This window comes from Luteimonas aquatica, from assembly GCF_022662575.1.
GTDB classification, from domain to species: domain Bacteria; phylum Pseudomonadota; class Gammaproteobacteria; order Xanthomonadales; family Xanthomonadaceae; genus Luteimonas; species Luteimonas aquatica.
Genome location: NZ_JALBFU010000001.1, coordinates 995810 through 1014045 on the forward strand (window position 1 = coordinate 995810; position 18236 = coordinate 1014045).

General features: G+C 72.1%; 23 protein-coding genes, 2 tRNA genes and 1 other RNA gene. 11 read left to right on the forward strand and 15 right to left on the reverse strand.

Translation table 11 applies throughout. The features are described from left to right. On the forward strand, window positions 1–1388 hold a 1388-nt coding region (locus MD221_RS04595), incomplete at its 5' end, for a transglutaminase TgpA family protein (RefSeq protein WP_242108148.1). A 37-nt stretch (window positions 1389–1425) separates the two neighbouring features. Then, complete coding sequence (locus MD221_RS04600) at window positions 1426–1911, forward strand: Slp family lipoprotein (protein WP_242108149.1); 486 nt, start codon at window positions 1426–1428, stop codon at window positions 1909–1911. A gap of 42 nt (window positions 1912–1953) precedes the next feature. On the opposite strand, the gene MD221_RS04605 is transcribed toward MD221_RS04600, so the two are convergent. Beyond that, a complete protein-coding gene (locus tag MD221_RS04605; RefSeq protein ID WP_242108150.1) occupies window positions 1954–2598 on the reverse strand; it encodes a TetR/AcrR family transcriptional regulator in 645 nt (214 codons plus the stop codon). Between the two features lie 76 nt (window positions 2599–2674). On the opposite strand from MD221_RS04605, the gene MD221_RS04610 reads away from it, so the two are divergent. Beyond that, window positions 2675–3277 carry an NAD(P)H-dependent oxidoreductase gene (locus tag MD221_RS04610; RefSeq protein ID WP_242108151.1) on the forward strand — a complete coding sequence of 201 codons (603 nt, stop codon included), beginning with the start codon at window positions 2675–2677 and terminating at the stop codon, window positions 3275–3277. A 40-nt stretch (window positions 3278–3317) separates the two neighbouring features. Here the strand turns inward: MD221_RS04610 and MD221_RS04615 are convergent, their stop codons facing one another. The 4 genes from MD221_RS04615 to dnaX form a co-directional block, all read right to left on the reverse strand. Next, window positions 3318–3671: a histidine triad nucleotide-binding protein gene (locus MD221_RS04615; RefSeq protein ID WP_242108152.1), complete on the reverse strand. Its 354-nt coding sequence runs from the start codon at window positions 3669–3671 to the stop codon at window positions 3318–3320. Window positions 3672–3728: 57 nt separating this feature from the next. Continuing rightward, window positions 3729–4328 (reverse strand): recombination mediator RecR, encoded by a 600-nt coding sequence (gene recR / locus MD221_RS04620; protein WP_242108153.1) that lies wholly within the window; start codon window positions 4326–4328, stop codon window positions 3729–3731. 67 nt (window positions 4329–4395) lie between these two features. Next, window positions 4396–4716, reverse strand: a complete 321-nt coding sequence (locus MD221_RS04625; protein ID WP_242108155.1) for a YbaB/EbfC family nucleoid-associated protein — start codon at window positions 4714–4716, stop codon at window positions 4396–4398. A 33-nt stretch (window positions 4717–4749) separates the two neighbouring features. Beyond that, window positions 4750–6450 carry a DNA polymerase III subunit gamma/tau gene (gene dnaX, locus MD221_RS04630; RefSeq protein ID WP_242108156.1) on the reverse strand — a complete coding sequence of 567 codons (1701 nt, stop codon included), beginning with the start codon at window positions 6448–6450 and terminating at the stop codon, window positions 4750–4752. A 172-nt stretch (window positions 6451–6622) separates the two neighbouring features. On the opposite strand from dnaX, the gene MD221_RS04635 reads away from it, so the two are divergent. Then, a tRNA-Ser gene (locus MD221_RS04635) sits at window positions 6623–6715 on the forward strand. Between the two features lie 100 nt (window positions 6716–6815). Then, window positions 6816–6912: signal recognition particle sRNA small type (gene ffs, locus MD221_RS04640), an RNA gene on the forward strand. A gap of 159 nt (window positions 6913–7071) precedes the next feature. Here ffs and MD221_RS04645 read toward each other — a convergent pair. From MD221_RS04645 to MD221_RS04670, 6 genes are all read right to left on the reverse strand, one after another. Then, complete coding sequence (locus MD221_RS04645) at window positions 7072–7497, reverse strand: molybdenum cofactor biosynthesis protein MoaE (protein WP_242108157.1); 426 nt, start codon at window positions 7495–7497, stop codon at window positions 7072–7074. A 1-nt stretch (window position 7498) separates the two neighbouring features. Further along, window positions 7499–7741, reverse strand: a complete 243-nt coding sequence (gene moaD / locus MD221_RS04650) for a molybdopterin converting factor subunit 1 (protein ID WP_242108158.1) — start codon at window positions 7739–7741, stop codon at window positions 7499–7501. Next, window positions 7738–8238, reverse strand: coding sequence for a cyclic pyranopterin monophosphate synthase MoaC (moaC, locus tag MD221_RS04655; RefSeq protein WP_242108159.1), 501 nt, complete (start codon window positions 8236–8238; stop codon window positions 7738–7740). Before moaC ends, moaD begins: the two co-directional genes overlap by 4 nt. 188 nt (window positions 8239–8426) lie before the next feature. Beyond that, window positions 8427–9449, reverse strand: a complete 1023-nt coding sequence (gene moaA / locus MD221_RS04660) for a GTP 3',8-cyclase MoaA (protein WP_242108160.1) — start codon at window positions 9447–9449, stop codon at window positions 8427–8429. Next, window positions 9446–10204 carry an MBL fold metallo-hydrolase gene (locus MD221_RS04665; protein ID WP_242108161.1) on the reverse strand — a complete coding sequence of 253 codons (759 nt, stop codon included), beginning with the start codon at window positions 10202–10204 and terminating at the stop codon, window positions 9446–9448. Before MD221_RS04665 ends, moaA begins: the two co-directional genes overlap by 4 nt. Continuing rightward, a complete protein-coding gene (locus tag MD221_RS04670; RefSeq protein ID WP_242108163.1) occupies window positions 10204–10947 on the reverse strand; it encodes a 3-deoxy-D-manno-octulosonic acid kinase in 744 nt (247 codons plus the stop codon). Before MD221_RS04670 ends, MD221_RS04665 begins: the two co-directional genes overlap by 1 nt. A gap of 14 nt (window positions 10948–10961) precedes the next feature. Between MD221_RS04670 and MD221_RS04675 the strand changes: the two genes are divergently transcribed. Continuing rightward, window positions 10962–12032, forward strand: a complete 1071-nt coding sequence (locus tag MD221_RS04675) for a glycosyltransferase family 9 protein (protein WP_242108164.1) — start codon at window positions 10962–10964, stop codon at window positions 12030–12032. Continuing rightward, entirely contained in the window at window positions 12029–12619 is a 591-nt protein-coding gene (locus tag MD221_RS04680) for a GNAT family N-acetyltransferase (RefSeq protein ID WP_242108165.1), read from the forward strand. The genes MD221_RS04675 and MD221_RS04680 overlap by 4 nt, the downstream gene beginning before the upstream one ends. On the opposite strand, the gene MD221_RS04685 is transcribed toward MD221_RS04680, so the two are convergent. Further along, the gene (locus MD221_RS04685) at window positions 12592–13002 is read right to left on the reverse strand and encodes a DUF6165 family protein (protein ID WP_242108166.1); all 411 of its coding nucleotides are present in this window, start codon (window positions 13000–13002) and stop codon (window positions 12592–12594) included. The genes MD221_RS04680 and MD221_RS04685 overlap by 28 nt on opposite strands. Window positions 13003–13226: 224 nt before the next feature. Between MD221_RS04685 and MD221_RS04690 the strand changes: the two genes are divergently transcribed. Continuing rightward, a tRNA-Ser gene (locus MD221_RS04690) sits at window positions 13227–13317 on the forward strand. Between the two features lie 140 nt (window positions 13318–13457). Next, entirely contained in the window at window positions 13458–14162 is a 705-nt protein-coding gene (locus tag MD221_RS04695; protein ID WP_242108167.1) for a PP2C family protein-serine/threonine phosphatase, read from the forward strand. Between the two features lie 24 nt (window positions 14163–14186). Here MD221_RS04695 and dnaQ read toward each other — a convergent pair whose 3' ends face one another. The 3 genes from dnaQ to MD221_RS04710 are packed head-to-tail and all read right to left on the reverse strand — an operon-like array spanning window position 14187 to window position 16061. After that, complete coding sequence (dnaQ, locus tag MD221_RS04700) at window positions 14187–14891, reverse strand: DNA polymerase III subunit epsilon (protein ID WP_242108168.1); 705 nt, start codon at window positions 14889–14891, stop codon at window positions 14187–14189. After that, window positions 14891–15340, reverse strand: coding sequence for a ribonuclease HI (gene rnhA / locus MD221_RS04705; RefSeq protein ID WP_242108169.1), 450 nt, complete (start codon window positions 15338–15340; stop codon window positions 14891–14893). The genes dnaQ and rnhA overlap by 1 nt, the downstream gene beginning before the upstream one ends. A 4-nt stretch (window positions 15341–15344) precedes the next feature. Next, on the reverse strand, window positions 15345–16061 hold the full coding sequence (locus MD221_RS04710) for a methyltransferase domain-containing protein (protein ID WP_242108170.1): 717 nt from the start codon (window positions 16059–16061) through the stop codon (window positions 15345–15347). An 87-nt stretch (window positions 16062–16148) separates the two neighbouring features. Between MD221_RS04710 and gloB the strand changes: the two genes are divergently transcribed. Then, window positions 16149–16925 carry a hydroxyacylglutathione hydrolase gene (gene gloB, locus MD221_RS04715; RefSeq protein WP_242108172.1) on the forward strand — a complete coding sequence of 259 codons (777 nt, stop codon included), beginning with the start codon at window positions 16149–16151 and terminating at the stop codon, window positions 16923–16925. Further along, window positions 16922–18226, forward strand: a complete 1305-nt coding sequence (locus tag MD221_RS04720; RefSeq protein ID WP_242108174.1) for a lytic transglycosylase domain-containing protein — start codon at window positions 16922–16924, stop codon at window positions 18224–18226. The genes gloB and MD221_RS04720 overlap by 4 nt, the downstream gene beginning before the upstream one ends. Window positions 18227–18236 lie beyond the last annotated feature (10 nt).

Here is an 18236-nt window from a genome sequence, read left to right on the forward strand (position 1 = left end):
CCCGCGCGCCGCTGTGGGGCGTGCCGGAGCGCGCGATGGCGCGCCCCGGCCTGTCCGACCGCATGGCGCCGGGCGAATGGATCGACTTCATGGCCGACGACCGCGCGGCGATGCGGGTGAAGTTCTTCGGCCCGGCGCCGCCGACCTCGCGCATGTACTGGCGCGGCCCGGTGCTCTGGGATTTCGACGGACGCGCGTGGACGCGGCCCTCCTGGCCGGCGGCTTTTCCGGCGGTGCAGGCCACGCGCCGCGAACCGGCATGGGACTACGAGATCGAACTCGAGCCGACCGACCGCCGCCAGCTGATCGCGCTCGACCTGCCGCTGTCGTCGCCGGTGGGCACCACGCTGGAGTACGACCACAGCCTGCAGTCGCAGCGCACCCTCAACACGCTCACGCGCTGGCGTCTGCGCTCGGCCGAGCCGCGGGCCTACCAGCCGCAGCTGTCCGCGCACGCGCGCGCCGCGGCGCTGCGGCTGCCCGTCGGCTACAACCCGCGCACGCTGGCGCTGGCGCGTCAGTGGCGCCAGGCCGCGGGCGACGACGACGCGGCGATCGTGCGCCGGACCCTGGCCTGGATCCAGCGCGACTTCGCCTACACGCTCGACACGCCCCTGCTCGGGCACGATTCGGTCGACGAATTCCTGTTCGACCACAAGCGCGGCTTCTGCGAACACTTCAGCTCGGCCTTCGTGGTGCTGATGCGCGGCGCCGGCATCCCCGCGCGCGTGGTCACCGGCTACGCCGGCGGCTACCGCAATCCCTACGGCGACTATTGGCTGGTGCGCAATTCCGACGCCCACGCCTGGGCCGAGGTCTGGCTGGCCGGGCGCGGCTGGGTGCGCGTCGATCCCACCGCGGCGGTGGCGCCCGAGCGCATCTACGACACCCTCGCCGACCGCGCGCCGGGCATGCTCGGCGACTTCGCCGGCCTGACCCCGGTCTTCGACCTGGGCGACTGGCTGCGGCGCGGCTGGAACGACTTCGTGCTCGGCTTCAACGCCGCGCGCCAGCAGCGCCTGCTGCAGCCGCTGGGCATCGAGCGCCTCGACGACGGTGCGCTGATCGCGCTGTTCGCCGCCGTGGCCGGACTGGCGCTGGGCTGGATGCTGTGGCTCACCGCCCGCAGCGAACGCGAGCGCGATCCGCTGCTGCGCGCCTGGCATGCCCTGGGCGCGCGCTATGCCCGGCTCGGCCTGGCCCGCGAGCCGCACGAGCCGGCCGGCGCATGGGCGCTGCGCGTTGCCCGGACGCTGCCGCAACGGCCACAATCGGCGGCACTACCGGCGCTCAGCGCCCGTTTCGCCGATTGGCGCTACGCTCGGCACGACGCGCATCGACAGGGGTTGCGCGATCTCGTCCGCGACCTGCGTCGGCACCGCCCCTGACCTGCTGTTGTAAAGGCACTCAACCGGAGACTTCCCGATGCATCTGCGCTCCCTCGCCCTGGCCGGCCTCGCCTGCGCCCTCGCCGCCTGCGCATCCCAGCCCAAGCCGCTGCAAGGCGACTACACCCCGCTCACCCCGCGCGAGGCCGCCGAGCGCGACAGCGTCGGCGCCACCGTGCGCTGGGGCGGCCGCATCGTGCAGGTGGAGCCGAAGGAGAACGTCACCTGCTTCGAGATGATCTCCACCCGCCTGGACGTGTACGGACGCCCCTACTGGGCCGAGGACGACACCGGCGGCCGCTTCATCGCCTGCCGCACCGGCTTCTACGACCCCGCGATCTTCGAGAAGAACCGCGACGTCACCTTCACCGGCCGCGTCGACAGCTACGAGAACCGCCGCATCGGCGGCTACAGCTACCGCTTCCCGCACGTGGAAGCGGACGTGGTCTACCTCTGGCCCAAGCGCGAGCGCGTCAACGTGGTGACGCGGCCGGCGCCGTGGCCGTGGTGGGGATACTGGTGATCCCGTCCCGCCGGCAACGGCGGGAAAGCCTTGGCGCCGGCCTCACGCAGCATCGCCGGCGCGCGACGAACCGCCGCGCGCGCCGCGCTCGACCATCGCCACGATGATCTCGAACAGCTCTGCCTTGGCCTGCGCGGCCGGAACGTCCGCGGTGGCCGCGGCATAGGACAAGGCCTCGGCCGCGCCGAGCATCGCCCACAGGCCGGCATCGGCGATCCGTCCCGCGCCGGCGAACGGCGCCAGCACGCGTCGGCATTTCTCCAGGAACAGCGCCTGGTATTCGCGCTTGGTCGCTTCCAGTTCCGGCGCGCCGGCCAGCGCCGCGACCACGCCGGGAATCTCCCGCCCCTGCTCCAGCACGCAATCGACGTAGGCGGAGGCGATCACCGCCGCCTTGTCCGGCAGGCCCGGACCGCTCTTGCGCAGCGCGGCATCCATCAACGCGGTCTGCCGCGCGTCGAATTCCTTGTACAGCGCCAGCAGCAGGCCGGTCGGCGTGCCGAAATGCCCGTAGACCACGGGCTTGGTCACGCCGGCCTGCTCGGCCAGGCGCCCGAGCGTAAGCGCCTGCGTGCCTTCGTCCCGCGCCAGGCGCCAGGCCACGTTGAGCAGTTGCCGGCGCCGGTCCTCCCGCGACAGGCGCCGGCGCGGCGATGCGGCACCGCCGCCATTTCCGGTGCTTGACATGTTTATATACCAAAAGTAACTTACTAAAAGTACATAAGCATACCCCGCCCCACGCCACCGCCGCCAGGAACGCCTCATGCACGCGCTAGCCGTCGTCTCCCATCCGGACCCCGGGTCCTTCACCCACGCCATCGCCGCCGCCCTGGTCGAAGGCCTGGCCGAATCCGGGCACGGCGCCGAGGTCGCCGACCTGGCGGCCGAAGGCTTCGACCCGCGCTTCTCCGCCGCCGACCTCGCCGTGCACCGCCGCCAGGCCCCGCCCCCGGCCGATGTCGCCGCCGAGCAGGCGCGGATCGATCGCGCCGACGCGCTGGTCCTGGTCTACCCGGTCTACTGGTGGTCGATGCCGGGATTGCTCAAGGGCTGGATCGATCGCGTCTTCGCCAATGGCTGGGCCTACGACGAACAGCCGGAGGGTCGCCTGGTCAAGCGCCTGCGCCATCTGCCGGTGCACCTGCTCGCGCTCGGCGGCGCCGACCTGCGCACCTATGCCCGCCACGGCTACTTCGGCGCGATGCGCACCCAGATCGACCACGGCATCTTCGACTATTGCGGCGCGCCGGTGGCGACCACCGAGCTGCTGCCCGGGACCGACGCCCAGGCGCTCGCGGCGCATCTGGCAACCGCACGCAAGCTCGGCCGCGCGCTTTTCCCGATCGAACGGCAGGCCGCCGCCTGAGCCTCCCGCCCTGGCCCGACGCTCGGTCGATCCCCTCCCGTCAGCCCGGCGTGCCGAACCGCCCCAGTGGCGCACCCGCCAGCAGGTGCAGGTGCAACTGGTACACGGTCTGCCCGGCATCGGGATTGCAGTTCATCACGATCCGGTAGCCCTTCTCCGCCAGCCCCTGCGCCTTGGCGTAGCGCGCCGCGGCCACCGCCAGGCGGCCGACGATCTCCGGGCGGTCGTCGGGCAGGTCGTTGAGCGTGGCCAGCGTTTCCTTGGGCACGAACAGCACGTGCACCGGCGCCTGCGGCGCGATGTCGCGGAAGGCGATCAGGTGCTCGTCCTCGTAGACCACCTCGGCCGGGATCTCGCGGCGGATGATCTTGTGGAAGATGGTGTCCTCGCTCATGCCACGGCTCCTCGCTTGGGAAAGATGCTGCTCGGTAAAACGTTCGTCGGACGCCGATTATCGAGGCATCTCGCTGCGCGTGCCGAAGGCGTGCGAGAGCGTGCCGCGATCCACGTATTCCAGTTCTCCGCCCAGCGGCACGCCGTGGGCGAGCCGGCTCGGGCGCACCTGCTGCTGGCGCGCGAGCTGGGCGAGGTAGTGCGCGGTCGCCTCGCCCTCCACCGTCGGGTTGGTGGCGATGATCAGCTCCTGCACCTCGCCCTCGGCCAGGCGCGCGGCGAGCTGGTCGAGGCCGAGCTCGCGCGGGCCGATGCCGTCGAGCGGGCTCAGGCGTCCCTGCAGCACGAAATACAGGCCGCGGTAGCCCGTGGCCTGCTCGATGGCGAGCCGGTCGGCCGGCGATTCCACCACGCACAGCTGGTGCGCGTCGCGCGCGGGCGCGGCGCAGGTGGCGCACAGTTCGCTTTCGCTGAAGTCGCGGCAGCGCGCGCAATGACCGATGCGCTCCACCGCCTCGGCGAGGGCGTCGGCCAGGCGCCGGCCGCCCTCGCGCTCGCGCTCGAGCACGTGGTAGGCCATGCGCTGCGCGGTCTTCTGGCCGACGCCCGGCAGCACGCGGAAGGCGTCGATCAGGCGCTCGAGAAGGGAGGCGGTCATGGCGTGCTCCGGCCGCCGTCCATGCGGCGGGACGGCGTCGGGATCGGCATCGGGATCGCAATCGGAATCAGAACGGCAGCTTCATCCCGGGCGGCATCTGCATGCCGGCGGTGGCGGCCGACATCCGCGACTGCGATTCGGCGTTGACCTTGTTGACCGCGTCGTTGAACGCGGCGGCGACCAGGTCCTCGGCCATCTCGGGATCGCCCAGCACGCTGGGGTCGATACGCACCTTGCGGCACTCCATGCGTCCGGTGATGGTCACGTTGACCATGCCGCCGCCGGCGCTGCCGGTGATTTCGAGGTTGGCGAGGTCTTCCTGCGCGCGCTGCATGTTTTCCTGCATCTTCTGCGCTTGCTGCATGAGCTGGGCGATGTTTCCACGCATGTCTGCTTGCTCTCCGGATATTGAAGACAGGCCCTAGTCTTCGTAGGGGCGGATCGAATCGGGCACGAGCTTGGCGCCCTGCTGCGACATCAGCCGCTGCACGTCCGGGTCGGACAGGAAGGCGTTCTCGGCCGCGCTCTGGCGCTCGTCGCGCTCGCGCGCGTTGCGCCCGTGCAGGGTCTCCGCGGCGGCGGCGGCGGTCTCGAACCGGATCGTCGGCACCGCGCCCAGGCGCGCGCCGAGGCCTTCGGCCAGCTGCGCCACCAGGAACGGGGCCTTGAGGTGGTCGTCGGACTCGGGCAGCGACAGCCGCAGCACGTTGTCGGCATGGGCGATGAAGCCGGCATGCGAGGCCAGCTCCTTCACCGGGCCGCGCAGGGTCAGGCCGGCGATCAGGTCGAGCCATTGCGTGGCGTCGGCGATCACGGTGCCCGGCGATGCGGCGGCGGGTGTCGCGGCCTGCGCCGGTGGGGCCGGCGGGCGTGACGGCGCGGATTCGGTAGCGGGCTGGGGCGTGGGCTCCATCGGGGGCGCCGCGACCGGCGGCCTGGGCGGCGGCGCCGACGGCGCCGGTCGCGCGCCCTCCAGCGCGGCCCTGGCGGCGGCCGGTCCGGATGCCGAGGCGACCGGCGCCGAAATGCCCTGCGCGCTGCCCTCGGCCGGGCGGAACGCCAGCATGCGCAGCACGCTCATCTCGAATCCGGCGCGCGGACTCGGCGCCAGCGCCAGGTCGCGGCGGCCGTTGAGCGCCATCTGGTACCAGAGCTGCACCACTTCCGGACGCAGCCGCGCGGCCAGCGCGTCCAGGTCGAGGCCGTCGGCCTCCACCGCGCTGCCCGGCACCAGTTGTTTCACCTGCAGCCGATGCAGGGCGTCGGCGAGCGCGTCCAGGACGCCGGACCAGTCCGGCGAGAACTCGGCCAGCGCCGTCACCTCGCGCAGCAGCGCCTGGCCGTCGCCCTCGCTCAGCGCGGCCAGCAGCGCGCCGACGCGGGTGCGGTCGACGGTGCCGAGCATGGTCGCCACCGCGTCGTCGGACAGCGTGCCGCCGGTATAGGCGATGGCCTGGTCGAGCAGCGACAGGCCGTCGCGCAGGCTGCCGTCGGCGGCCTTGGCCAGCTGGCGGATCGCGCCCGGTTCGGCGGCGATCTGCTCGGCCTGCAGGATCGCGGCGATCTGTCCGCCGATCTGCCCCTCGTCGAGCCGCTTCAGGTTGAACTGCAGGCAGCGCGAGAGCACCGTCACCGGCAGCTTCTGCGGATCGGTGGTGGCGAGCAGGAACTTCACGTGCCCCGGCGGCTCCTCCAGCGTCTTGAGCAGGGCGTTGAAGGCCGACTTGGAGAGCATGTGCACTTCGTCGATCAGGTAGACCTTCACCCGCCCGCGCGAGGGCATGTACTGCGCGTTGTCGATCACCTCGCGCACGTCGTCCACGCCGGTGTTGGAGGCGGCGTCGATCTCCAGCAGGTCGATGAAGCGGCCGGCGTCGATGTCGCGGCAGGCGCCGCACTCGCCGCAGGGCTCGGCCGAGGTGCCGCGCTCGCAGTTCAGGCTCTTGGCGAAGATGCGTGCGATGGTGGTCTTGCCCACGCCGCGGGTGCCGGTGAACAGGAAGGCGTGGTGCACGCGCCCGGAATCCAGGGCGTTGGTCAACGCGCGGACCACGTGCTCCTGGCCCACCAGTTCGGCGAAACGCTTGGGGCGCCACTTGCGGGCGAGAACGAGATAGGACATCGGGCTATGCTGCGACATCCGGCCGGGACGGCCGGTCCTTGCGGAAGGACCCGTATATTGCCACGCGGCGGTCGCAGGGGCCGCGCCGGGACCGGCTCGCTTGTCCCAACCGCCCGCCGCGGCTAGAATCTGCGCCCCGAATCAGGCCCGCGCGCCGACGTCGGACAAAGCCGGAGAGGTGTCCGAGTGGTTGAAGGAGCACGCCTGGAAAGTGTGTAAGCGTCTAAACCGCGCTTCGGGGGTTCGAATCCCCCTCTCTCCGCCAGTTTCATCCCCGTTCGTTCCATCCCAGTTCCACGCATCCCTCGCGACCCGCGCCGCCGGTACGGGCCATCGCCGAGGGAACGATCGCTTCTATGGTGGCCCCGTCGGCCCCTCGCGATGCTAGGTCGAAAATCCCGCCAGGGCCGGAAGGCAGCAACGGTATCGATTGACGCAGGCGCCGAGGTCAGTTGGCGGGGCCATCGCCTTTCCGGGCCTCGTCCAGGCGCCGCACGAGCGACCTGGCCGCGTGACGCCGTCGCGCGGGCGCACCCTGGTGGGAATAGCGGTGGAAGTCCGCCGCCCGGGCCTTGCCACGATGCGCGGCGGCGGCGGGATGGCGACCGGGCGTCGCGGCGATCAGGTTGCCGGCGGCGGATGCAGCCAGTCGGCATCGCCGTCGACGTAGCGCTCGTGCTTCCAGATCGGCACCCGCGCCTTCACCTCGTCGATGACGAAGCGGCAGGCCGCGAAGGCGGCGTCGCGGTGCGCGGCCGAGACGCCGACCCACACCGCCAGCTCGCCGATCGCCAGCTCGCCGATGCGATGCACGCAGCGCGCCTCGGCGATGGCGAACTTCGCCATCGCCTCGTCCAGCACGCGCTCGCCCTCGCTGCGCGCCAGCGCGGCATAGGCCTCGTAGTGCAGGCCGCGCACGGCGCGGCCCGCGTTGTGGTCGCGCACCCAGCCCTCGAAGCTCGCGTAGGCGCCGGCCTGCTCGCACGCCAGCTCGGCGCGCAGCGCCGCGATCTCGATGGGAGCCTCGGCCAGTCGGAAGCGCGTCATGTCATCCTCCCGACACCGGCGGGATGAAGGCGATCTCGCTGCCTTCGCGCAGGCCGTCCTCCCAGCGCGCGAAGGCGCCGTCCACCGCCACGCGCAGGCGCCCGGCCGGAAGCGCGAAGCCGTGGCGCATCTGCAGCGACGCGTACAGGGCGCGCAGGTCCGCGGCATCCATGTCGAGTGTTTCGCTCGGCACGCCGGCGGCATCGCGCAGGCTGGCGAAATACAGCACCGTCACCCGCGTCATCGCGCCGCTCCGGCGGCGCCGAAATCGCGCTTGCCGCCGCGCTTGCCCAGCAGCTTCGCCGGTCCGAGCACGATGGCGTGCGAGAGCGCCTTGCACATGTCGTAGACGGTCAGCGCCGCGACGGTGGCGCCGGTCAGCGCTTCCATCTCCACGCCGGTGCGGTGCGTGGTCTTCACCGCGCAGACGATCTCCAGTTCGCGCTCGCCGCGCCAGTCGATGCCGATGCGGATGCCGTCGATCGGCAGCGGATGGCAGAACGGGATCAGCTCGTGGGTGCGCTTGACCGCCAGCGTGCCGGCGACGATCGCCGTTTCGACGATGCCGCCCTTGGCGCTCTTCAGCCCGCTCCTGCGCAGCTGCGCGGCCACGTCCTGCGGAAAGCGCACGCGACAGGCGGCGACCGCCTCGCGCGCGGTGACGGCCTTGGCGGACACGTCGACCATCGCGGGGCGGCCCCGGGGGTCGAGATGGGTCAATGTTTTCGCGGAACGAGGCATGGGCGCATTGTGGCGCGATGGGCATCGCGTTGCACGCCGAATTTGGGGCGTAACACGCGGTTTGGCTGGCCTGTCGTTGCAGCTGCCATCCATGGCGCGACGTTGTCGGCTGACGGGTCGTCCTGCCCGGCCATCCGTGGCCGGGCGTTCGCCAAGCCTGCGCGGCATGCCGCGCAAGCGGGCTTGGCTCACCCACCGATCAGGAACATCTCGACGTGCTTGCGCGGCGCCCCCGCGCGGCCGCGCAGTTCGCTGTAGCGGTCCGCGCGGCCGCGCCACAGCTCGCCCAGGCGTTCGGCGAAGGCCGTCTCGCCCTGCGCCAGCAACGGCCGCAGCGGGGTGCCGTCGGCCGCGAACAGGCAGGTGAACAGCTGGCCGTCGGCCGACACCCGGGCACGGTGGCAATCGCCGCAGAACGGATCGCTCACCGAACTGACGAAGCCGACCTCGCCGGCGCCGTCGGCGAAGGCGTAGCGCGTGGCGACTTCGCCGCGATAGTTGGCCTCCAGCGCCCGCAGCGGCCAGCGCGCGTGGATGCGGTCGCGCAGTTCGGCCGAGGGCACCACGCGGGCGCGGTCCCAGCCGTTGCAGGTCCCGACGTCCATGAATTCGATGAAGCGCACGATGTGCCCGGTGCCGCGGAAGCGTTCGAGCAGAACCGGCGCCTGGTCTTCGTTGACGCCGCGCTGCACCACGCAGTTGAACTTCATCCGCTCGAAACCGGCCGCCTCGGCCGCGGCAACGCCCTCGAGCACGTCCTCCACGCGGCCTCGCCCGCCGGACAGTTCGCGAAACAGCGCGGGATCGAGCGCGTCCAGGCTCACGGTGATCCTGCGCAGGCCGGCCGCGCGCAGGGCCCGCGCGTGGCGCGCGAGCAGCGTGCCGTTGGTGGTCAGCGCCAGGTCCTCGATGCCCGGGATCGTCGCCAGCCGCGCGATCAGCGCCGGCAGGTCCTTGCGCAGCAGCGGCTCGCCGCCGGTGATGCGCAGCTTCTGCATGCCCAGGCGGGCGAAGCCGCGCACCAGCGTCTCGATCTCGTCGAAGGACAGGCGCGCCGCGGCGTCCAGGCCGTAATCCTCCGGCACGCGGTCGGCCGGCATGCAGTAGCCGCAGCGGAAGTTGCAGGCCTCGATCACCGACAGGCGCAGGTCCTGGAGCGGACGTCCCAGGCGGTCCAGCGGCACGGCCCTCGGCTGCAGCGCGGCGTTCATGCCGGTTGGACCCGCTCCGCGGTCGGTTCGTTCAACGCCAGCACCTCGCCCGGATAGGCCACGCGGTGGCCGCGCGCGGCCAGGGCCTGGCCGTCGGCCACGCCGGCGTAGTGGTACAGCACGCAGCGCGCCAGCAGCGCCGGCGGGTACTCGCGCTGCAGATCGTCGATGCCGCTGTGCGAGGGATTGCCGTGCAGCGCGCAGTCGTGCGCGATCAGTTCGTCGGCGTCGGCGTATCGGGCCAGCATTTCGGGGATCGGGCGGGTATCGCCGCTCCACACCAGGCTACCGCGCAAGCGTAGGCCATAGGCGGTCTCCGGCCAATGGTGACGCACCGGGAACACCTCCAGGCGCACGCCGGCGTGCCAGAAGGCCTCGCCCACCGGAATCAGCTGGAACGCGTCCCAGAAATTGGCGCCGCCCTCGGCCAGCACGTTCGGGTAGTCGCCCACGCGCCGGTGCAGCAGCGGCACCACGGCGGCCGGCACGTACAGGCGGGTCTTGCCGCGGCGCGCGGGGTCGAAGTAGTCGGCCACGAACAGCCGCTCGAAGCCGGCGACGTGGTCCAGGTGCACGTGGGTCACGAACAGCGCCCGCGGCGCCTGCCCGTAATGGGCCTGGTAGGCGGTCAGGCCTTCCGCGCCGCAGTCCACGGTCAGCCAGGGCGCGCCGTCGCGCTCGATGGTCGCCATCGGCGATCCCAGCTCGACTGCCGAGGCGTTGCCCACGCCGTGGAAGCGCAGCGACCAGGCCATCAGAAGCCCTTCGCCCAGCGGGCGTCGTAGGCCGCGCGCAGCCGCGCGAAATCGGCGCGCACCTGTTCGGCGTCGCGCGCGCCGCGCTGTTTCAGCAGCGAACGCTCCAGCCGCGCCAGGTTGCGCGAACGCCAGCCGGTGGCCGGGATGTGCATGGTGCTGCGGTCGAAGTCGATCACCCAGCCCTTGCCGCTCTCGTCGAAGAGGATGTTGTGCGCGTTGAGGTCGGCATGGTCGAGCCCCTCGCGGTGGAAGCGCGCGATCAGCTCGCCCGCGGCCTGCCACGGCCCCTGGCCCTGGACGGCGAGCTCGGCCAGCGAGCGCACGCCCACCAGCCGTTCGAGCAGGATCGAGGCGCGATAGGTCATGCCCTCGCGCACGTAGCAGGCGGCGATCGGCTGCGGCACCGGCAGGCGGCGCTTGAGCAGTTCGCGCAGCAGCCGGAACTCGGCGAAGCCGCGCGTGCGGTCGGCGCCGCGCCACAGATAGCGGTCGCGGCTGAACTTCGCCGCCCAGCCGCCGCGCAGGTAGTGGCGCAGCACGCAGGGGCCGTGGCTGGCGTCGATGAACCAGGCGCCGCCGCGCCCGCCCTCCTGCACCGGCCGGGCGCGCTCGCCCCATCCGGCGGGGTCGAACCAGCGCGGGTCGACTTGCCGCAATTGCGTGGCGTCGAACAGAATCGCCCCGTAACCGCGACCGGCACGGAACGGCGTCAAGCTTTCGGTGGCGTCGAATACAGCCATTCAGCGAGTCTAACGTGTCCCAGCTCGAGGCCCCACCCCGCTCCGTGTGCCTGCTGCGTCTCTCGGCGCTGGGCGACGTCACCCACGTGCTGCCGCTGGTGCGGACGCTGCGCCGCGCCTGGCCGGAGCTGGCCCTGGCCTGGGTGATCGGCAAGGGCGAGTTCAAGCTGCTGGAGGGCCTGGACGGCGTGGATTTCGTGGTCTACGACAAGAAGACCGGCCTGGGCGGCATGCGCGCGCTGCGCCAGGAGCTGCGCGCAAACGCCGGCCGCTTCGACGCGCTGCTGCAGATGCAGGTCGCCGCGCGCGCCAACCTGCTGTCGGCCTTCATCCCCGCCGCGCGCCGCATCGGCTACGACAGGTCGCGCTCGAAGGATCTCCACGGGCTGTTCGTCAACGAGCGCATCCCCGACCGTCCCGGCATCCACGTGCTGGACGCCATCGGCAGCTTCTGCGAGCCGCTGGGCCTGCGCCAGACGGAGGTCGCCTGGGACCTGCCGGTCCCCGAGGACGCCCACGCCTGGGCCCGCGCGCAGTGGCCCGATCGCGACAGCGACGGCCTGCGCACCCTGCTGATCTCGCCCTGCTCCAGCCACGCCCTGCGCAACTGGCGCAGCGAGCGCTACGCCGCCGTGGCCGACCACGCGGCCGGGCGCGGCTGGCGGGTGGTGCTGTGCGGCGGCCGCAGCGAACTGGAGCGCCGCACCGCCGACGCCATCCTCGCGGCGATGCGCCACCCCGCGCTGGATCTGGTCGGCAAGGACACGCTGAAGCAGCTGCCCGCGCTGCTGGCGCGCGCCGACCTGGTGATGACGCCCGACTCCGGGCCGATGCACATCGCCAACGCCATGGGCGCCAAGGTGCTGGGCCTGCACGCGGCCAGCAATCCGGCGCGCAGCGGCCCCTATTCCGACCGCCGCTACTGCGTGGACCGCTACGACGACGCCGCGCGCAAGTATCTCGGCAAGCCGGCGGCCGAACTGCGCTGGGGCACCAAGATCGAACACGAGGGCGTCATGGACTTGGCGACGGTGGAGGACGGCATCGCCGCCTTCGAGCGCCGGTGCGCGGACCTGGGACATTGACGGCCGATCGTGAACCGCCCGCCGGCGCGATCACGCTGCGCGCGATCGATCCAGCGCGCGACGCCGCCGCGTTGCGCGCGTTCGACGCCTCCTACGTCACCGATCGCGTCTACGTCGCCGATACCGGCGCGCTGTCCCTGGGCCTGGCCGAATCGCGGCTGCAGGCGCCGTTCCACAAGCGATACCCCTTCGACGACATCGCCGAGGACGTGCGCGCGGCCGATCTGGCGCAGGCCGCGCTCGACGCGCGGGCGCGCATCGTCGGCTTCGTGCTCGCCGAGGAGCGGGGCTGGAACGCCAGCCTGCAGATCACAGGGCTGTTCGTGGCGCCCGGCTGGCGCGGCCGCGGACTCGGCGGCCGCCTGCTGCGGCGGGCGACGGACCATGCCGCGGCGCGCGGCATCCCGCGCCTGCGCCTGGAAACGCAGAACACCAACTTCGCGGCGGTGAACTTCTACCGCAAGGCCGGCTTCAGGCTCTGCGGCATCGATCTCTCGCTGTACGACCCGGCGCACTACGGGCCGGAATTCGCCCTGCACTTCGACCGCGAAACGCCGGCTCAGGGCGCCGCGCCGCCCGCCCTGTAGTCCTGGTAGGACTTCTCCTCGACGTAGGCCGAGCCCAGCGCCAGGTTGATGTCCTTCTTGATGCGCGCGCGCTCGTCGTTCTCGAAGTAGACGCTGCGCGCCAGGCGCACGAATTCCGCGTCGAAGGCCTGCGCCTTCTCCTTGATGCGGATATCGTCCTCGATCACCCACAGGCGCTCGTTGACGGCCTTCAGCTCCGCGCGCAGGCGGGCGATGTCGGTGGCCGCCGCCGGGTGCGCCATCCAGGTGTTCTCCAGGGCCGTCAGCTCGTTGCGCACGTTCGCCAGCTTGGCCGGGTCGGACATGCGCTCGGACTTGATCTGCAGGATGGCGATCTTGTCGAGCAGTTCGCCGAAGGAGACGGGGACGAGGATTTCGGACATGGCGTGCGTTCTGGTGAAAGGTGGGAAAGTCCGCACAAGCATGCGCGGGCCTTGCGGGGGACCCGCATGCCGCCAGTTTACGCCCCCCGCCTTGTCGGGTCTGGCCCCGGTCCGTATCATGGCACCCCCACCGCATCCCGCCTTCGGCCGGGCGGCCGTTTCCCCGGCGCCCCGGGCGCACGCGGACGGCGGTGGGGTTCCGGGCACGGAACGCCACGCAATTCGGAGAGGTGGCAGAGCGGTTGAATGTACCTGACTCGAAATCAGGCGTACGTTAATAGCGTACCGAGGGTTCGAATCCCTCCCTCTCCGCCACTTGCGCAAGACGCCCCGCCGGGGCGTTTTTCGTTTCCGCCCCCCGCCGCGCGGTTGCCAGCCCGCGCCACCGCCTGCACACTGCGATCCGACGAACGCCGCCCTCCCGAACGACCGCAACCGCCGCGCATGATCGACTCATGATCGAGTTTGGACACCTCACCCATGTCGGCCTCCGGCGCGAGTTGAACGAGGACACCTACTACGGCGACAGCGAGCTGGGGCTCTGGCTGGTCGCCGACGGCATGGGCGGGCACGAATACGGCGAGGTCGCCAGCGCGCTGGCGCGCGAGGTGATCGTGCGCGAGATCCGCCACGGCAAGCCGCTGGCGCTGGCGATCCGCATCGCCGACGAGGAGATCATCGGCGCCTCGCGCCGGCGCAGCGACGCACTGCCGATGGGCACCACCGTGGTGGCCGCGCGGGTGTCCGGCACCCGCTTCGAAGTGGCCTGGGTCGGCGACAGCCGCGTCTACCTGTGGCGCGCCGGCAAGCTGGCGCAGCTGTCGCAGGACCACAGCTACGTGCAGGAACTGATCTCGCAGGGCAGCATCAGCGTCGACCAGGCGCGCACCCACCCGCAGCGCAACGTGGTGACCCAGGCGCTGGGCGTGACCGATCCGCAGTCGCTCAACGTGGAGACCATGTCGGGCGAGTTCACCGCCGGCATGCAGCTGCTGCTGTGCAGCGACGGACTGACCGAGGAGGTCGACGACACCGGCATCTCGCGCGTGCTCGCGCACACCGAGTGCAGCGCGCAGGAATGCGTGGACGGGCTGGTGGCCGCTGCGCTGGACCGCGGCGGCTCGGACAACGTCACCGTGGTGCTGGTGCGCAAGCTCTAGCGCGGCGCCCGCCGCGCAGCCGGCTCAGGCCGCGTCCCACAGGCACTGGCCGCCGGTCTTCTTGCGGATCGCCTCCAGCCGCGCCGCGTGCGCGGCCAGCTCCTCTTCCGACACCCGCACGCGCGGCCGCGGGCCGAGCGTCGCGTCCGCCAGGACGACGGCGGCGCCGCGCGGCTGCTCGGCCTCGAAGCCGGCGAAGCCTATCTCGCTCTGCCCGGCGGTCAGCGCCAGGTACACCTCCGCCAGCAGTTGCGCGTCGAGCAGCGCGCCGTGCAGTTGGCGATGCGCGTTGTCCACGCCCAGCCGCTTGCACAGCGCGTCGAGCGAGTTGCGCTGGCCCGGGTAGCGCTGGCGCGCCAGTTCCAGCGAGTCGAGCACGCTCGCGCGCTCGCGCATGCGCTTGTAGCCGTCGCCCAGCAGCGACAGCTCGTAGTCGAGGAAGCCGATGTCGAAGGCGGCGTTGTGGATCACCAGCTCGGCGCCGTCGATGAACTCCAGGAAGGCCTCGGCGATGTCGGCGAACAGCGGCTTGTCGGCGAGGAACTCCAGGGTCAGCCCGGTGACCTCCTGCGCGCCCGGCTCGAACTCGCGCAGCGGGTTGATGTAGTGGTGGAAGGTGCGGCCGGTCGGCCGGCGCTCGATCAGCTCGATGCAGCCGATCTCGACGACGCGGTTGTTCTTCTTCCACTCCAGGCCGGTGGTCTCGGTGTCGAGCACGATCTGGCGCATCAGGCGTGAACTCCTTCCTTCCATTTGACGGCTTGCGCGCGCGCCAGGGCGTCGACGCGCTCGTTGTCCGGGTCGCCGGAATGGCCCTTCACCCAGTGCCATTCGATGCGATGCCGCTGCGTGGCCGCGTGCAGGCGCTCCCAGAGGTCGCGGTTCTTGACGGGGTCGCCGCCCGCCGTCTTCCAGCCGCGGCGCAACCAGCTCGGCATCCATTCCGTGATGCCCTGGCGCACGTACTGGGAATCGGTGGTCAGGTCGACGATGCAGGGCTCGGTCAGCGTTTCCAGGCCCACGATGGCGGCCATCAGCTCCATGCGGTTGTTGGTGGTCATCGCCTCGCCGCCCGACAGCTCGCGCTCGCGCTGGCCGTAGCGCAGCAGCGCCGCCCAGCCGCCCGGGCCGGGGTTGCCGAGGCAGGCCCCGTCGGTGTGGATTTCGATCCGCTTCATCCGCTCAGGCGTCCGACAGTTCGCGCCGCGCCGGCGGCGCGGCCCGGTAGGCGGCGGGAATGCCCTGCGACCGCGGCAGGCGCAGCGGCAGGCGGCGGCGCAGGGGCGTCAGCGGCAACGTGCGCTTGTCCGCGCGCACGGCGTAGGCCGCGCGCAGGCCCGGGCCGTCCTGGGGGTGCTCGGACACCAGCAGCTTCCAGCTCGGGCCGATCCCCTGCGAGACCGGCTCCGGGGCCAGGCCGATGCGGCGCAGGCGGCGGCGCCAGCCCAGCGGCTCGGAGGCGCGCAGCCCGGCGCCGCGCCAGCGCCAGCGATAGGGCGCCAGCGGGTTGAGGGCGAACAGCCACAGCCGGCCGCCCGGCACCAGCACCCGGGCGCACTCGGCCAGCAGGGCGTCCCCGGAGGCGTCCGGGCGCGCGACGTGCTGGACCACGACCACGCCGATCGATTCGTTGGCCAGCGGCAGCGGCAGGCCGCAGCGGATGTCGCCGGTGTAGGCGGCGTCCGCGCCGGCCCCGGGCCGGACCGCCAGCTTCAGGCCGCGGCCGACGATGTCCAGGGGCTGCACCTCGGGGGCCAGCCACAGCCAGGGCAGCGCCGGGCGTTCGGCCAGGGCGCGCTCGATGGTGGCGTGTTCGCTTTCCAGCAGGGTCTGTCCGGGGAGGGTCCCGAACCAGTTGTCGGTGCCGTCGGGTTGACCGGGGGGAGAAGTTGGGGGCATGGTCGCAATTCTATGCGAGTCCGTCCGCGGATCCCTCCGCGGGCGCCCGCACACTCCTGTGCGGACCGTCCACCCTAGGCGCAGCACATGCAGTTGCAGGCTTTGCCGGCGTTCGCCGACAACTACATCTGGACCCTGCGCGGCGGCGACGGGCGCGCCGTGATCGTCGATCCCGGCGATGCCGGACCGGTCGAGGCGGCCGCCGCCCAGGGGCTCGAGCCGGCCGGCATCCTGCTCACCCACCACCACGACGATCACATCGGCGGGGTCCTGGAGCTGCGCCGCCGCTGGCCCGACCTGCCGGTGCTGGCCCCGGCCGAGGACCGCATCCCGCTCACCGCCCGCCGGGTCGCCGACGGCGAGCGGGTGCGGCTGCTGGACTGGGAATTCGCCGTCATCGCCGTCCCCGGCCATACCCTGAGCCACGTCGCCTACCACTGCGCCGACGCCGGCGGCCAGGGTCTGCTGTTCAGCGGGGACACCCTCTTCAGCCTGGGTTGCGGGCGGCTGTTCGAAGGTACGCCCGCGCAGATGCTGGCCTCGCTCGACCGCCTGGCCTCCCTCCCCGGGGAGACCCGCCTCTGCTGCGGCCACGAGTACACGCTGTCCAACGCCGCCTTCGCGCGCGTGGTCGAACCCGACAACCCGGCGCTGCTGCGCCGTATCGAGCAGGTCCAAGCCATGCGCGCCGCCGGACAACCCAGCCTGCCCAGCACGATCGCGACCGAGCGCGAGACCAATCCGTTCCTGCGTGTCGACGCGCCCGGGGTGCGCGGCGCCGTCGAGCGCCAGGCCGGCGCCGCCGGCGACCGGGTCGAGACCTTCGCCGCCCTGCGGCGCTGGAAGGACGGATTCCGCGCATGAGCGGCCGCCTGGGCCGCCTCGCGGCGGGCGTGCTGCTGGCTTGCGCCTGCGCCGGCGTGCAGGCGCAGGCTGCCCCCGAGGCCGCCGCGACGGGCGGGACCGCTTCCCTGCCCGCGCCCCAGTCCGCCTCCGCGGTGCCGGCCACCCGCAACGGCCGCGAGATCTACGCCCGCTTCCGCGAGGGCCTGGCCGACCCCAGCTGCGGACCGGACATCAGCGAGCGCTGGCAGCGCCATTTCGCCAACGCGCCCAAGCAGCTCGCGGCCAGCGACAGCGACGCCCTGGCCCTGTTCGGCTACGTGGTCGACGCGCTGCGCGAGGCGCACCTGCCGACCGAGTACGCCCTGATCCCCTTCGTCGAGAGCGGCTACAAGCCCGGCGCGCGCAGCGGCGCGGGCCCGGCGGGGCTGTGGCAGTTCATCGCGCTCACCGCGCGCAACCACAACGTGCCCATCCGCCCCGGCTACGACGGGCGCCTGTCCCCCGCCGAATCCACCCGCGCGGCGGTGCGCTACCTGAAGACCCTGCACGGCATGTTCGCCGGCGACTGGCGGCTGGCGGTGATGGCCTACAACGCCGGCGAGTACCGGCTGCTCGGCGCGCTCAAGCGCAGCGGGCAGGAAGCGCGCAACGCGCAGCCGGACAAGCTGGTCGGCCTGTCGCCGATTACCCAGGGCTACGTGCGCAAGCTGCATGCGCTCTCGTGCGTGCTCGACCGCGCCGACGACAGGGAAAGCTGGATGCAGGCGCTGGATCGTCCGGTCACCCTGCTGGCGCCGACTCCCGTGCCCAGCGGAATCGCCAGCCTCGACGCCTGGGCGTCCGTGCTGGGCGCCGATGCCGGCCTGCTCAAGCGCCTCAACCCCGCCTTCCCGGACGGCCGCATCGCCCAGGCCAACCGCGAAGTGCGCCTGCTGGCGCCGATGCCGAACGCGGCCGCGACGGGCACCCCGGTCGCGACGCCCGCATCCGCCGCATCCGCGCCCGCCCAGACCTTCCTCGCGACGGCTCCGGCCACGCCGGCCCCCGCGCCGGCCGAGGACACGCGCGTCACCACGCTGGCCGATGCCGAAGACGCGATCGAAATCGCACCGACCGGCGCCCCGGCCGCTGCGCCGGCATCCACCCCGCCACGCACCCATACGGTCGCGCGTGGTGATTCCATCTGGCGCATCGCCGAGCGCTACGGCCTCAGCCGTGCCGATCTGCTCTCGCGCAACCAGCTCACCGCCGCCAGCAAGCTGCATCCGGGCATGGTGCTGAAGATCGACGAGACGCCCTCCGGCATCAGCGCCAGATAGGCGCTGCCGA